This window comes from Tunicatimonas sp., from assembly GCF_049647865.1.
In the GTDB taxonomy this organism is placed as follows: Bacteria; Bacteroidota; Bacteroidia; order Cytophagales; family Cyclobacteriaceae; genus Tunicatimonas.
In genome coordinates, this window is the sequence record NZ_JBARYM010000812.1 from 1 (window position 1) to 15,307 (window position 15,307).

The following is a 15,307-nucleotide window of genomic DNA, read 5'->3' on the forward strand; positions in this document are numbered from 1 at the left end:
TCCGCCCTCTATTAACTAAGGCATCATTTCCTGGGGGAAGAGATTCGTTGAACAGTTTTATAGAAAACAATTTAACATATCCTGATTCAGTGGATGACTTATGTGCCGAAGGCAGTGTGCCAGTTAAATTCAAAATTGATACTACAGGAACATATTACGAACTATATTATCTCTCAACCACGTTAGGCACTGCTTACAAAGAAGAATGTCGGCGAGTGTTGAACTTAATGCCTAAATGGACACCAGCAACCAGCAACGGAGAAAAATTCATTTCCAGACAATAGTTAATATTTAATTTCAAAAGCCCTTACCGAGTTCAATGTAATGATGGTAAAGTTGGAATAAATGATAATTAAACGTGTGCTAACAAAATGCATATGTGAGCCTAGCAATCATGAACCAGTACACTAATTGCACTGAGTAGCCGAAGCGTAAAATGAAAGTATAATAGCAAATATGACGGCCCACACATGCACCGGTCGTTGTGCTTCATAGTTTAGTTACGATCTCTCACGAATCCTTGAATTAACATGTTCGGAGATTAATTATGTCTTAATTTTCAATAAACTCATGGGATGATGAATATTAAAAAAATTGTTTGTTGTTGCACCATAATGCTGCTGGGAATCTCTGCCTGTAACGATGCTGCCAAAAGGCAGCAAGAAGATGGAATTATTTATACTGTCAATGGGAAAATAGATACTGACGAACTAGAATTTGCTCTGACGCATGAACATTTAATGTCCAATTTCGGAATGGATATAGACTCGGCATTCCAATACGATGAAGTGGCACTACTCAATCAAGTGGTTCCGTATGTAAAAGAAGTTAAATCGTCTGGAGTTCACTCAATATTCGACTGTACTACTGCTTATTTCGGAAGAAGAGTCGATATATTGAAGAAAATCTCAGATGCGACTGGTGTACAAATCATTACGAATACAGGTTTTTATGGTGCAGCAAATGACCGATACGTACCTGATTTTGCTTTCGAGGCTAGTGCAGAGGAAATTTCAAAAGTATGGATTAAAGAATTTGAAGAAGGTATAGAAGGTAGCGGCATTAAACCAGGATTTATCAAACTAGCGTTTGATGGAGGTGATCCTTCAACCATAGATAAAAAGCTTTTCTTAGCTGGTATTTTGACACACAAAAAAACAGGCTTAACGATTGGTGTTCATACAGGCAATAACCCTGTTGCAGCTGCATTTCAAATGGATTTGTTAGAACAAAACAACCTCAGCACGTGTGCTTGGATTTGGTTCCATGCCAATTGGCTAGAGGATACCCCAATTCTATTGGAGGCTGCATCACGCGGTGCATGGATTTCACTTGATGGTGTTAAAACGACCAATATCAAAGAACACATCGATAGGCTTAAATTATTCAAATCTAGAGATCTACTTCACAGAGTTTTGCTATCACATGATGGTGACGGTTATCCCATGGGAGGAGAGATTAGGGAATTTGAAGCACTTCAAGCGGCTTTGATCCCAGCAATGCTCGAAGATGGATTTAATCAAAAAGACATAAATCAATTGACGATTGAAAATCCAAAAGAGGCCTTTATGATCCGAGTCAGGCAATCAAATTATTGACCTATGAACATAGGAATACGAAGCACAACAAACGCTAAAATCCATAGGCTTACCAAGTTGCTTACCAAGCTTTGTTGGGTAGGATACTTTTCCGATATTTATAGATGTCCAGCCTACGGATTTTAGCTGGTCGTTATACACAATTTGGAGAACGCAGGCTTTATCTAATAACCTAAAGCAACAAATCTATTTTTTAAATTCGTTATAATCGAATTAAAACACAACTATGAAAATAAGAAGGCACATTAAAAACAGATGGTCCTTACTAATCATCATTGGAATCTATTCATGTAGTAACTATTCAGAGGAAGAATATTTAGATAATGAAAAGCCTACAATTCTAGGAACATGGGAGATGGAATCAATACATTGGATAACAAAAGATACAACGTACTCTATAGATGAAGCACAACCTGGGATGCTAATGCTCACTTCAGATAGTTATTCTATAATGTGGACTCCTACTGAAGAACCCAGAACTCCTTTTCAAATTTTATCAAAACCAACGGATGAAGAATTAAAGTCAGGATTTGGGTCAATTGTTTTTAATGGTGGAACTTATAAATACTCTGACTCTACAATAACTACAACTGCAAAAATTGCAAAAGTACCTGGCTTTGAAGGAGGGAAACAATTCTATAATTACAAGTTAAGTAATAATAAAATGGAATTGACGATGTTTGATGAGATTTATCCAGATGGAACAAGACCTGAATGGTACGGTAAGTTTCAGACAAAATTTGTTTTAGAAAAGTTGAGTGATACAAAAAAGGCTTAAAAACAATGTACAAATAAAATAGGCAGAATAGTAGAAGATTTAACAGTTGTAGCTCGCTTCAAAATTGTAACGGTTTTAATAAGTTTGAAGCCCGCAATTGTCTACTCTGCATATTCTTACCGTTAAGCATCATAAAGAAAGCTTAATATCCTACCAAATTAATCCGAAAAACCGGTTGGCTTTGCTTATTGGCTACTCGAAATTTGGCTTTAGCGAAATTGGCTGGTGGTAGTAGCTATTTCACTAGCGAATTTAACAGAATTTGGAAGTTCTGGGACATAGAGCTTGAGCATAGAAATATACTATACCAGGCAGGGAGAATAGGTTTCTTTTTAGGCAACGGTCTACGCTTGGAGACCCCTTCTGATAATGGTATTAAGCCGAGCAATTTTCAGATAATAAAAAATATCAATATAAGCTATAACGGACGTCTGGGTACCGAATATCAACTAAGTAAAACGTTAGGTATTTGGGGAAACGGACTATTTAAAACTTCCATTGTTAAGTATAACAAGGCAGAACCGGTATTTGACTATAATGATTATAGAACCCTACGGATTAGGTGGCGAAGTAGGAGTAAGTATAGAGCTTTAGATAAAGCCGAATAAAACCTTTCTTATTAGAATATTCTGAAAGCACTTATTTACATGATCGACCTTTTACTCTTCCCCCACATCTACCGTAACTTGTTCTTCGCTGGCGGTGAGTTTGAGTACTACGTGAGGGTCGTTCATCACTACGTAGACGGCACCGTCGGGGCCGGGGGCTACGTCGCGCACGCGGCCGACGTTCTTCATAATTACTTCGTCGTGCATTATGCGATCGTCTACAATAGTGAGTAGCCGTACTTCTTCGTAAGCAAGTGCGCCTACCAGTAGTTTATTTTCCCACTTAGGGAACTCGTTACCCTGGTAGAACTCCATACCACAAACCGCAATAGAAGGTTTCCAGTAGATAACAGGTTGCTCCATGCCTTCCTTACGCGTAATATCAGTGATAGATGTCCCGTCGTAGTTTCTTCCGTAGGTAATCACCGGCCAGCCGTAGTTGTTACCCTTGCGGATAATATTTACCTCGTCGCCACCCATGGGGCCATGCTCGGTTTCCCATACTTCGCCACTTTCGGGGTGTACTGCCAAGCCCTGAGGGTTACGGTTACCGTAGCTGAAAATAGAGGGAATAGCGTCTGACTCGTCCACAAAAGGATTATCTTCCGGGATACTGCCGTCGCGGTTGACGCGGTGTACCTTCCCATTGGGGCGGGTAATATCCTGTGCTTGGTCCTGCGCGCCGCGGTCACCAATGCTGAAGTACAGGTGCCCGTCGGGATCAAATACAATCCGGTCGCCGTAGTGGTGGCGGGTGGTGCGGTATAGCTCGTGCGGAGCTTCAAATACGGTTTCCTCATTCGTCCACTGATTGTTTTCAATCTTACCCCGCACAATTTTGGTCATCGCTCCGGGCTTTTCCTCACCGTCATCTAAGACGTGGCTAAACGATAGGTACACCCAACCGTTTTGGTCGTAGTCGGGGTCAACGGCTACATCTAACATACCACCCTGCCCTTCGTGTAGCACCTCAGGAGTGCCCTGTACAGGTTCTTGTAGCTCGCCGTCTTTAATTACGCGCAACCGACCAGGTTTCTCGGTCACTAACACTTGATCGTTGCTAGCAAAAGCTACTGCCCACGGTGCTTCCAGTCCATCGGCAAATACTTCAACATCTATATTATATTCTAAAGCTTGTAATTGAGAAGGAATGCTATCATTGCTAGCCATTGCGCCTTTTTCCGCTTCCAGCACATAATCTACAATGCTACTAATTTGATCGCTATCCAGCACTTTCTCATAAGCGGGCATTCCTACCTGAGCAATGCCAAATTTGATATTACGCGTAATCTGGCTCTTCCCAGAACCATGTTTCCACTCTCCATCTAAGAAACTAGTGCCATTGCCCCCCTTTAAATCTTCACCGTGGCAGGAAGCGCAGTACTGAGTGTAAAGCGACTGCCCCTCTTGGGCGAATGCTATAGTAGTAAATAAGAAGAAAGCAAAGCTGAATAGTAGGGTTAGGTAGCTCTTAGACATTATAGAAAAGTTAGTAGTTAAGGGTAGCTAATCTACGAAAAGATTAGTGATTTACGAATAGAACCATTAAGAGGCTCAATTGTTGAGCAGCCCCCCATCAGGTATAAAATAAGAACTATTTGAACAGAAAAGCGGAATGCGGCAGATGCCCAGGGTTACTCTTCTTTTTTAAAAATCTGGAATATCTTCCAATCGCGGAAGGTTTTTTTGCCTTTCTCTTTTTGTTTTTTACGCTTGGCTTGGCTTTTTTCTTTCAGGCGTTTGGTCTTTTCTTTGTACTTCGTTCGTTTGGTCTTTTCTCGTTCCTTCAACTTAAAGCGTTTCTGCTTCTCTCGCTCCTTTACCTTAGCCGACTTGGTTCGTTCTTTCTCTCGCTTGTTTTTCCGCCGAATGCGGGCTTTCTTTCGCTGGCTCTTTCCTTCTTTACCCAATACGTAGCGCACCGAGATGGCGGTAGAATATTCTAAGCGTTGCTGCTGCTCAGACACAAAATTATACGCCGGTTTCACATCAGCCGAAACTAGCAAGCGAAGTAGAGGAATCTTTAGCTCCGCTCCCATAATTACATCGGCACCAACCACTGCCCCAAAATCATCTATCCCACCGATGTGGCCACCGCCACCTACGTAAAAATTCAGTCCTTTCCCTACAATCGGAAAGTGATTTTCTACCAATAGTGTGCTACGTATCTCACTATCGTTGCCCGTTAGCATTCCCTCCAGGGCAATAGTGCGGAACACTCGCTGCTTCACCGTAATGCCTAACTGATCGCCATCTACCCGCAGGCCAGCTGCGGTACTGTACTTCTGAGCGCACCCATTTGAACTAACTAGACAGCTAATTACTAATACTACTATACCCAGCTTATGCATGGTCCTACAACGAAGCTGCATCAGGTATAGTCTATTCCCATCGGAATGTGTAAGTTTAACCAAAAATTCGTGATTTTGTAGTATTGTATTTAACTGCCTTCATTTGAACCTAAATATCCTACGGATAATTCCGCTTACGCCCCAATGATCAATAGGAACTCGCCCATGAAGTTACTATTTGATACGTTGCCCCAGATAGGCAGCGTAGCTTGGATTGGTATTCGTCCGGAACGCCGAGTACCATTACAAGTTGTTAATCAGGTGGTGGCAAAAGAAGGTTCCGGATTAGAGGGTGATCATTTTGCTGGCAAAGTTCAAAGCAAGCGGCAAGTTACCTTAATTAACGCTGAACATATTCAGGCGGTAGCTTCCCTGTTGCATTGTAGTGCGATTGACCCCAATCTGCTTCGCCGAAATATTGTAGTGCAGGGAATTAATTTATTGGCGCTGAAGGAAAAACAGTTTCAGGTGGGAGAAGCAGTACTAGAGATGAGTGGGCTGTGCCACCCCTGTTCGCGAATGGAGAAAAGTTTAGGTGCCGGAGGTTACAACGCTATGCGCGGTCACGGCGGAATTACCGCGCGAGTGATAAAAGAAGGAGTGATTCGGTTGGGAGATGAAGTGAAAATTGTGTAGAATTTTGGTGTCATTGTGCTATGGTGTCAATGTTTTGAAGTATTTAACTTGCTCAATAGGCAATATCATCTTTAGCAATCCAAAATGTGTTATACTACGCACTTTAACACCGTAACACTTGAACACTATAACACACTAATCTATGGAAAATACGCAAGAAGACGGTTTACAAATGACCCTTGGCCCCTGGCTGCTGTGGGGAATGGGGGTGGGACTGGTCATCTCGGGAATGTACTTTGGTTGGAACCTGGGGCTGGCGGAAGGTGGAACGTTAGGGTTGGCTATTGCCACGGGCTTTATTATGCTCATGTACATAACCTTCACGTTTAGCTATACCGAACTAGCCTGCGCCATCCCGAAGGCGGGTGGTGCTTTTGATTATGCTAACCGGGCATTGGGAAAGCGAATGGGCTTTGTGGGGGGGATGGCGCAGATCGTGGAGTTTGTATTCGCCCCTCCGGCCATTGCCGCCGCTATTGGAGCGTATTTTAATCTGTACTTTCCTGGGGTACCTACGCTAGGAATTGCTATTGGGGCCTACTTTCTATTTACCCTACTGAATGTATTAGGAGTCCGGCTAGCCACTACTTTTGAACTGGTAATCACAATTCTGGCGGTGATTGAACTGCTGATCTTTGCGGGCGTTACCCTACCCCATTTTGAAGCGAAAAACTTAACAATCAACGCTTTTCCCAACGGTATTTCGGGGGCGTTTGCGGCAATTCCGTTTGCTATTTGGTTCTTTTTAGCCATTGAGGGTGTCGCCAATTTGGCGGAGGAAACGGTAAATCCGCAGCGGAATGTATTACTTGGTTTTGGGTCGGCCATTTTCACGTTGGTGATGCTCTGTATCATCACCTTCTTATCGTCGGTAGGAGTAAACGGTTGGGAAGCAGTAGTTTATCCGCCCAATAGTACTGAGGCATCCGATTCACCTTTGCCATTGGCTTTGTCGTATGTAGTGGGAGATAATAACTTTCTGTATCACTTGCTAATTACGGTTGGTCTATTGGGGCTGATTGCTTCCTTTCACGGAATTATTCTGGCTGCGGGGCGAGCTACTTTTGAGTTTGGCCGAATGCGCTACGTTTCGTCGCTGCTGGGCAAGGTTCATCCGAAATTTAAAACTCCGGCCTACGCTCTAATCGTGAATATGGCCGTAGGGATTATCGCGTTACTCACTGGAAAAACGGGGGAGATTATTACTATTGCTTGCTTTGGAGCTATTTCGCTGTACATTATTTCTATGGTGAGCCTCTTTGTGCTGCGAAAGAATGAGCCTGAATTGGAGCGCCCGTTCCGAGTGCCCTTCTATCCGGCTTTTCCGGCTATTGCCCTGACGATTGCTACGGTAGCATTGGTTGCCATGACTATCTATAACCCGGTAATTGCCCTTATTTACTTCGGAATTATGATAACTGCGTACGCTTATTTTCATTTCTTTGTTAATAAAGCGCAAATAGCTAAAACGAAAGCCTAGCGATGAACATACTTTTTATTGGAGCACACCCTGATGATTGTGAAGTATACGGAGGAGGGACCGCCGCCTTGTTTTCCCAAATGGGACATAAGGTCAAGTTTATTTCCACTACTAACGGGAACGCTGGTCACCACCAACTGATGGGTAATGCGCTAATTGATCGGCGCAGTGCCGAAACCGTGGCCGCCGCGCGAATTCTAGGTGTTGCTTATGAAGTGCTCAATAATGACGATGGACAATTAGAGCCTACGTTTGTGAACCGAAGCGAAATAATCCGTAAAATCCGAGAGTGGAACGCTGATATAGTTGTTACCCACCGCCCCAATGATTACCATCCCGACCATCGCTACACTAGTATATTGGTGCAAGATGCGGCTTACTTGGTAATGGTACCCAACTTGGCGATGGAAGTGCCGCCGCTTCAGAACAATCCTGCTTTCTTCTACTTCGCTGACCGTTTCCAGAAGCCGTATCCTTTTTCGCCCGACGTAGCGGTAGACATCAGCAAAACCTACGACGCTAAAATACAGGCACTACACGCCCACACCTCCCAATTCTACGAATGGCTCCCCTGGATTAGCGGAAAATCTGACGAAGTACCCGAATCGGAAGAAGAAAGAATCAGTTGGCTGAAGCAACAGTGGCCTAATCTTCCTGACAAAAAAACAGTAGAGTCACTGAAGAAATGGTACGGACCCGAGCGGACTAGGAAAGTGGAGCAAGCTGAGGGCTTTGAACTTTGCGAATATGGTCATCAACCCAATGAAGGAGAGATAAGACAGTTATTTCCAATGTTAAAATGATAGTCATTGGCTTAAATCTGGTCGAGGTTGAACAGGGAAAAGTTACTACGTAAACATCTTCTACTTACCGCCGAGAAAATTGATTCTTCACTTCAATGATCTGACTCATAATAGATAAAGCAATCTCTCTAGCTGACTGGGCATTGATAGACACTCCAATAGGTGCGTGAATTCGATCAATTAGTGACTGTTCAACTCCTTTTTCTAGCAAACGGTTGATACGTTTGGTGTGAGTCTTTCTACTGCCTAGTGCCCCGATATAACCTACTTCCGAAGGCAGTAAAATCTCCAACGCATTATCATCGATCTTAGGATCATGGGAGAGAATCGCACAGAAGGTGTAAGCATCTAATGGGAACTGGTTCAGTACTTCGGAAGGGTAGTGCTGAAGTAACTGGCTGGGTGGATTAATGAAGATAGTGTTCTCGGTAAAGTAACCCCGTGGATCAATCACCACCGTTTCAAAACCGAACTGATTGCCCAGTGCTACCAGATCTACCGTAATGTGCGCTGCCCCAATAATTAATAGCAAACTCTTGCGGGGAAAGAGCTGAATGAAGTAGTCTTTGTTATTGTGAGTAACTGTTTTGTGAATACGTTTAGCGTACGCATCTTTTGCCTCCGCTAACACCTCTTCAGGCAGTTTATTGCCCCAGGTCTGTCCATCTTCCTCCAACAAAACATTCGTGCTATTGCCGTCCGCCAGCGAAGAGATCAAAGTGGAAGCTTTGTTTTTTTTAATGTTAGCGAGCAACTGGCTCCATACGCTACCCCTCGAGAAGTTAGCTGGCTGAAGAAATACTTGAATACTTCCACCGCAGGAAAGTCCTACCGACCAGGCCTCTTCGTTGCTTACTCCGTAGTCCAGCTTTACTGGCGTATTCTCTGCTAATACTCGTTTAGCTTGTTTCACTACAGCACCTTCTACACAGCCCCCACTGACTGATCCAGCCATTTTTCCTTCTTGACTTACAAGCATTACTGAACCTACGGGGCGGGGGGACGATCCCCAGGTTTTTACCACTCGAGCAATAGCTATTGATTGATCTTTCTGCAACCATTCTCGCAAAATATTGAGATATTCATCCATAATTACAGTAGTTTATTTATATTGGTTTTGCTTTGTTTGAATATTGCTAGCTTGGTCGTAGTTATCTTCTATAGTTAAAAAGTGAAAGAAACAAGGCGCGCCATACTAACTGAGGCAGCCCTACTATTCTTCGCCGTCTGATTCAATAGTAATTTCTTTTCCGATGTTTTACTAATTCAAACTAGTGTAAAAAAACAAAAACTGCTATGGCAAAAGTGAAATTTACGGCAGCACTTACTCGCTTCTTTCCTGGCTTGAAAGAAATCAATGTAGCAGGAGGCACGGTGCAGGAGGTACTGGTGCAAGTGAGTTCCGAAATGCCAGGCATCACTAACTATCTACTGGAAGAAGACGGAAGCCTACGGAAACACGTGAATATCTTTATAAAGAATGAACTAATTAAAGATCGTAATACGCTGTCGGATGAAGTTCACAGTCAGGATGAAATGTTAATTTATCAGGCACTATCGGGCGGTTAAATGGAGACAGTGCTGGCTGGAACTGCCAAAGGACTAATAGTATACACCACGACTACAAACGGCCTTCAGTTGGAGGCTATCCATTTCACTGGTTTTGCGGTGAACATGGTATACGTAGACGAGCGGGCGGGACGTTGGTGGGCGGGAGTAGCCCATAAGCATTGGGGCCAGAAGCTACATTATTCCGACGATCAGGGGGTTAGTTGGCCCGAGACTGAAGTGCCTGCCTTTTCGGGAGCGGAACTACCGAACGGAAATCAGGCGAAACTTCGGCAGATATGGTGTATGCAACGCGGGGGGCACGATCAGGCCAATGTATTATGGCTGGGCACTGATCCCGGTGGGCTTTTTCGTTCTAATGATGGCGGCCAGACCTTTAGTTTAGTAAAGAGCCTGTGGAACCACCCAAGTCGGAAGAGCGAAATGCAGTGGTTCGGGGCAGGCAGTAATTATCCGTTTATCCACTCTATTGTGGTAGACCCAGAAGATAGCCAGCACATCTACGTTGCGGTGAGTTGCGCCGGAGTATTTGAGTCGGTAGATGATGGCGAGTCGTGGCATCCCCGTAATCAGGGGCTGGTAGCAGCTTATTTGCCCAACCCTCACGTGGAAGTGGGGCATGATCCGCACCACCTAGTAATGGCTAAGAGCAACCCCCGAGTACTTTGGCAGCAAAACCACTGCGGAGTATTTTACTCAGATGATGGCGGAGGGCGCTGGCAGGATGTATCAGTAGTCGATGGTATTCCACACTATGGCTTTGCGTTAGTAGTAGACGAAAAAGATGCAGGAAAAGCCTGGGTAATTCCGGTAGAGAGCGACGAGCAGCGGGTAGCTCCCAGTTTACAGCTGAACGTATACGAAACGGATGATTTTGGAAAAAGCTGGCACACTCAAAGCAAAGGGTTGCCTCAAGAATCAGTGTTTGATATTGTGCTACGGCAGGCATTCGCGAAGAAAGAAGAGCTAATGGTATTTGGTACTACCAATGGTAATTTATATTACTCTTACCAGAAGGAGATTTATTGGAATCAGGTAGCGGCCCATCTTACTAAAGTTAATACATTACTAATCGTTTAATGTTATCTTCAATGAACCTCAATCAGGTTACCATACCTTCGTTAGATTTAAGTCAGTCAGTACCTTTTTATCAAAAGTTAGGACTGCGGCTGATCGTAGACGCACCTCCGCACTACGCTCGCTTCGAGTGCCCCGAGGGTGATGCTACTTTTTCCATTCATCAGGTTGAAAAGCTTCCCGAAGGTGATGGTATCTACGTGTACTTTGAGTGTGAAGACCTGGACGAGCGAGTAGCTCAACTTCGTAAGAAAGGTATTAAGTTTGATGAACTGCCCGTTGATCAACGCTGGCTATGGCGGGAAGCGCGATTAAAAGACCCGGATAACAATCAAGTTATTTTGTTCTACGGCGGCACAAACCGCAAGAACCCTCCTTGGCGAGTAGGTGAGTGATAGCTTAAAATCTTGCGAGCGCAAATCTGCTTTTAACAGAATAGTTTTGATCTTATGCAGTGCTTTTTCACTGATTTCTAATAATACTACTCTCTAGCAACGATTAATCTTACCGGAGGCTTTAAGTAGTCAATTATAAAGTATTTTCCTCAAAAAATGCGAAATAGTAGTTTTTAGTATTCTTACTGATCGTAAAGAAAAACAGTTTTTGGAATGCTATATAAAGAGTTAATTTTGAGAATGGTTGATAGGGTTAGGAAATCACTATCACCGCTATCTGATTATTGAAATAAATTTATCGCTCTATCCAACAATTATTACATCGAGCATATAAGTGATGCAAAACCTAAATAATATTCCATTTAACAAAATATTTATATTTTAATATGTTTATTTAATAAATACTACCAATCGCATCCGGTTATTACAATAACTTTTCGGTAAAGCTTGTCATAATTATTACTTAACCCCCTGTATTTCAAATTTGTACTACCAATACAAAACTATTAATAGTAGCAAATTTTACGTAATATTGTTTGCATCAAATTAAAATACGGTTTAGCAATTACTAATACTTACGATGGCGAAACTTAAAAATATTATTAAGCAACTATCCGACTCTGATTATACATCTATTCATGAGTCGTTAATAGAGAACAGTGCGGAGAAGTCAGCATACTTGCTAAAAGCGATGCGTGAACGTTCCTTATCCGATAATAAAATTATGGATGAACTGGGCGTAAATACTAATGCTTACTATACATTACGTTCTCGCCTGAATCAGAAAATCGAGGAATATTTGCTACAGCAGATGGAAAACCCTCGTACTGATTTAATTAAAAAGGTAGCTAATATTAATGAAGTAATCTTTACGAAGAAACGCGCCATTGCTATTGCTACCTTGAAAAAGATTGAGAAGGAACTGCTAGACTACGATTTGCCTAGTGAACTTACTACGATATACAAGACCCTTCGTAAGTTACATATTAATACTCCCGATCACTTTACGTATTCACAGTCGTATAACAAGCACGTGGCGTACACTCTTGCGGTAGATAAAGCCGAAGAGTTACTGTGTCAGTATTTTAAAAAATACGGTGACTACACCATGTCGCGCGACGAGACTACCCAGCTTGAGCTTTCACTTCTAACGGATGAAATGAATAATCTGTGTAGTCTATACGAATCGCACCGATTGTATATATACCAGAGTTGTCTGAATATCTTCCACCGGTTGTTCGTAGAGGGCGAGTCTTACGATAACAACACGCACGAACCCATTGAGGATATTCTGGATAAAATGCAGGAGATTCTGAGCAATTACTACTTGGATTCTATTTATCATCATTTACAGCTAGTATACGAACTACTTCGTTTAGAGTATTACAATCATTACAAAGTATACCGCAAAGCGGAAGATTTCTACGAAGAGGTGAACGACGCGGTAGATACGCTGCTTACCAACTATAGTTTGCATACGTATCCAACGCAGTACCTGATTTCTAAAATTGAGCGGGCACGACGGATGGGCAATGAGGAAACTTTGTACGAGGAGAATAAAATGCTTTTCCACGATTACGAAGGCGACCTGGATGATGTGCCGAAGTACGTAACCTATATTATGTACCGAGCATTATCTTGCTACTATGCGGGTGAGTATAATGAGTCGGCCCGGTGGATTAACAACCTACTAAATGAGCTTAGTCTCAAAAAGTATCCGTACGCTCAACTGGAGGTAAAAGCGGTATTAGCTCTCCAGTACTGTCTAATGAATGATTATGATCTCTTTAATCAATTAACCAACAGCATTCAACGTCAGATACGACTGTTAGGTAAAGATAATTGCGATTCTATCGTCATTTTCACCAAGATATTGAAAATTTCGGTCTCTGATGTGAAGCGCGATAAGTACAATAAAATACGAGCACTAGCCGAACGTTTCGCTCGCTTTGACATGAAACATTTCGCTCCTACAATGCTCATTAAAATGGACGAGTCGTTTATCAACAAGCTCTGCTAAAAATTATACTCTTCATACGCAAAACCAAGGTCAGGAACATCGTTTCTGGCCTTGTTTGCTTTAGCTATACCACGCTCAGTTTCGTTATGAATATCTTCACAGAAGAAGATCTATCGGTTTGTTGTTAGGTATTCATACTGATTGAGGCAAATGTTTTTCCACCGGTACGTGCGGTAGATTAAAGGCGTTAGCTACACTTTGATAGACTACTTCACCCCGCACAACGTTAAGGCCGAGTTTAAGTGGGTTAGATTGCTGACAAGCCTGCTCCCAACCATGTTTAGCCAATTGAAGCGTATAAGGCAGCGTTGCGTTGGTTAAGGCTAAAGTAGAAGTGTAGGGTACGGCTCCCGGCATATTGGCTACGCAATAGTGTAGCACATTATCAATCACATACGTTGGATTTTCGTGCGTGGTGGGTTCACAGGTTTCAATGCAACCTCCTTGGTCAACGGCCACGTCTACTAACACAGTGCCTGGTTTCATCTCGCGGAGCATATCCCGAGAAATTAGCTTGGGTGCTTTCGCCCCCGGAATAAGCACCGCACCCACGATCAGATCGTGAGAACTAATAAGCGAGCGGATGTTGTACTCGCTTGACATAAATGTATTAACATTAGCCGGGAGCACATCATCCAGATAACGCAGGCGGTTTAGGTTAATGTCCATGATAGTAACATCGGCCCCCAAGCCGGCCGCCATTTTGGCCGCATTGGTCCCCACGATTCCCCCACCCAAAATCAGTACCTTCGCCGGACGTACGCCGGGTACTCCGCCCAACAGAATGCCCCGTCCCTGCATAGGTTTTTCCAGATACTTAGCTCCCTCCTGAATCGACATGCGTCCGGCCACCTCCGACATAGGAACCAGCAGTGGTAGGCTGCGGTCGGGTAGTTCCACGGTTTCGTAAGCCAAGCAAATAGCACCGCTTTTCATCATGGCTTGCGTAAGGGCTTCGCTGGAGGCAAAGTGAAAGTAGGTAAATAGCAGTTGATCCTTGCGTACCAGACCGTATTCCTGAGCGATGGGTTCTTTTACTTTAACGATCATTTCGGCTGCTTCGTACACCGCCTCAATGGTAGGAAGGATCTCGGCTCCCGCTTCTTGGTATTCTATATCAGTAAAACCGCTACCCTCCCCAGCATTTTGCTGAACGTATACGGTATGGCCTACTTTACTAAGTTCTTTAGCTCCAGAGGGGGTGAGGGCTACTCGATTTTCGTTGTTCTTTATTTCCTGGGGTACTCCAATAATCATAGAAATGCGGGTTAATGTCGGTAGTGAAATTAGGCTACAAATATACATCATCCGGCAGATTTTGTTTCAACTAGCGAATACAAAAAAAGCCCATTCCCAGAATGAGCTTCTACCGTTCTTATTTTACCTAACTATTACTCTTCCACAATCACCCCGTCGGCCACAAACGAAAGTTGGGTTTTCGGCTCGGTAATATTACTGATTTCTTCTTTTGGCTTCCCAGCATCTTCGGCTAAGTGGCGTTGATCGTCTACCGATACGGTTTCTACTAAAGCTTCGCCCTCTATCACTACGCTTTGTCCGGTAATGTCTTTAGGTACAAAGAAACCGTAGTCTTTGAAGCGTACCATCATCTCCTGGTTGTTGCCGACGTTTACGGTCATCCAGCAGCCTTTGGCCTGGCACACTCCGGTTACTTCGCCCCGTACTTTCGTTTCTACGCTTTCTTGGCCCTTTACTGTTTCAGGAAGCTCGGTAGCGGTAATTGCGTCCTCTTCGGTAATTTTCTCACCAAAGTACTGTTGGGCCGAAGCTGCTCCGGCGAATAAACAAAATACTAGCGTATAGAATAATGGTTTCATAAGTATAGAAAGCATTTAGTAATTTGACTGAATCTATAACAGAAGCCTGAGTGCTCAAGTTCTCAGCTTAGTTTTTTACTGCGTAGCATCATCAGAAATTATTCCTGACTACCGATGGTAGGTAGTCGTATCCGGCATATCGAAGGGATTGATC

At 43.3% G+C, this 15,307-nt stretch carries 14 protein-coding genes and 1 pseudogene; 10 read left to right on the forward strand and 5 right to left on the reverse strand.

What is annotated here, in order from left to right; translation table 11 throughout:
• The 3 genes and pseudogenes from WBA23_RS23385 to WBA23_RS23395 form a co-directional block, all read left to right on the forward strand.
• Window positions 1-284: pseudogene (locus WBA23_RS23385) on the forward strand (hypothetical protein); the annotation flags it as partial.
• A gap of 291 nt (window positions 285-575) precedes the next feature.
• Entirely contained in the window at window positions 576-1,598 is a 1,023-nt protein-coding gene (locus tag WBA23_RS23390) for a phosphotriesterase (RefSeq protein ID WP_424584693.1), read from the forward strand.
• A 226-nt stretch (window positions 1,599-1,824) separates the two neighbouring features.
• Window positions 1,825-2,376: a lipocalin-like domain-containing protein gene (locus tag WBA23_RS23395; protein WP_424584694.1), complete on the forward strand. Its 552-nt coding sequence runs from the start codon at window positions 1,825-1,827 to the stop codon at window positions 2,374-2,376.
• 659 nt (window positions 2,377-3,035) lie between these two features.
• Here the strand turns inward: WBA23_RS23395 and WBA23_RS23400 are convergent.
• Both WBA23_RS23400 and WBA23_RS23405 read right to left on the reverse strand, forming a co-directional pair.
• Entirely contained in the window at window positions 3,036-4,463 is a 1,428-nt protein-coding gene (locus tag WBA23_RS23400; RefSeq protein WP_424584695.1) for a PQQ-dependent sugar dehydrogenase, read from the reverse strand.
• Between the two features lie 155 nt (window positions 4,464-4,618).
• On the reverse strand, window positions 4,619-5,335 hold the full coding sequence (locus tag WBA23_RS23405) for a hypothetical protein (protein WP_424584696.1): 717 nt from the start codon (window positions 5,333-5,335) through the stop codon (window positions 4,619-4,621).
• 165 nt (window positions 5,336-5,500) lie between these two features.
• On the opposite strand from WBA23_RS23405, the gene WBA23_RS23410 reads away from it, so the two are divergent.
• The 3 genes from WBA23_RS23410 (at window position 5,501) to WBA23_RS23420 (ending at window position 8,254) form a co-directional block, all read left to right on the forward strand.
• Window positions 5,501-5,971 (forward strand): MOSC domain-containing protein, encoded by a 471-nt coding sequence (locus WBA23_RS23410; protein ID WP_424584697.1) that lies wholly within the window; start codon window positions 5,501-5,503, stop codon window positions 5,969-5,971.
• A gap of 142 nt (window positions 5,972-6,113) precedes the next feature.
• Window positions 6,114-7,451 (forward strand): ethanolamine permease, encoded by a 1,338-nt coding sequence (gene eat, locus WBA23_RS23415; RefSeq protein WP_424584698.1) that lies wholly within the window; start codon window positions 6,114-6,116, stop codon window positions 7,449-7,451.
• Window positions 7,452-7,453: 2 nt separating this feature from the next.
• The gene (locus WBA23_RS23420) at window positions 7,454-8,254 is read left to right on the forward strand and encodes a PIG-L deacetylase family protein (protein WP_424584699.1); all 801 of its coding nucleotides are present in this window, start codon (window positions 7,454-7,456) and stop codon (window positions 8,252-8,254) included.
• 64 nt (window positions 8,255-8,318) lie between these two features.
• On the opposite strand, the gene WBA23_RS23425 is transcribed toward WBA23_RS23420, so the two are convergent.
• Window positions 8,319-9,344 carry an XdhC family protein gene (locus tag WBA23_RS23425; RefSeq protein ID WP_424584700.1) on the reverse strand — a complete coding sequence of 342 codons (1,026 nt, stop codon included), beginning with the start codon at window positions 9,342-9,344 and terminating at the stop codon, window positions 8,319-8,321.
• Window positions 9,345-9,550: 206 nt separating this feature from the next.
• Between WBA23_RS23425 and WBA23_RS23430 the strand changes: the two genes are divergently transcribed.
• From WBA23_RS23430 to WBA23_RS23445, 4 genes are all read left to right on the forward strand, one after another.
• Window positions 9,551-9,823, forward strand: a complete 273-nt coding sequence (locus WBA23_RS23430; RefSeq protein ID WP_424584701.1) for a MoaD/ThiS family protein — start codon at window positions 9,551-9,553, stop codon at window positions 9,821-9,823.
• Window positions 9,824-10,903, forward strand: a complete 1,080-nt coding sequence (locus tag WBA23_RS23435; RefSeq protein ID WP_424584702.1) for a WD40/YVTN/BNR-like repeat-containing protein — start codon at window positions 9,824-9,826, stop codon at window positions 10,901-10,903.
• A gap of 11 nt (window positions 10,904-10,914) precedes the next feature.
• Window positions 10,915-11,295 (forward strand): VOC family protein, encoded by a 381-nt coding sequence (locus WBA23_RS23440; protein WP_424584703.1) that lies wholly within the window; start codon window positions 10,915-10,917, stop codon window positions 11,293-11,295.
• A gap of 580 nt (window positions 11,296-11,875) precedes the next feature.
• Entirely contained in the window at window positions 11,876-13,315 is a 1,440-nt protein-coding gene (locus tag WBA23_RS23445) for a hypothetical protein (RefSeq protein WP_424584704.1), read from the forward strand.
• A gap of 132 nt (window positions 13,316-13,447) precedes the next feature.
• Here the strand turns inward: WBA23_RS23445 and ald are convergent, their stop codons facing one another.
• Together ald and WBA23_RS23455 are read right to left on the reverse strand one after the other, a co-directional pair.
• A complete protein-coding gene (ald, locus tag WBA23_RS23450) occupies window positions 13,448-14,572 on the reverse strand; it encodes an alanine dehydrogenase (protein ID WP_424584705.1) in 1,125 nt (374 codons plus the stop codon).
• Between the two features lie 134 nt (window positions 14,573-14,706).
• Window positions 14,707-15,153, reverse strand: coding sequence for a DUF4920 domain-containing protein (locus WBA23_RS23455; RefSeq protein WP_424584706.1), 447 nt, complete (start codon window positions 15,151-15,153; stop codon window positions 14,707-14,709).
• Window positions 15,154-15,307: the final 154 nt, after the last annotated feature.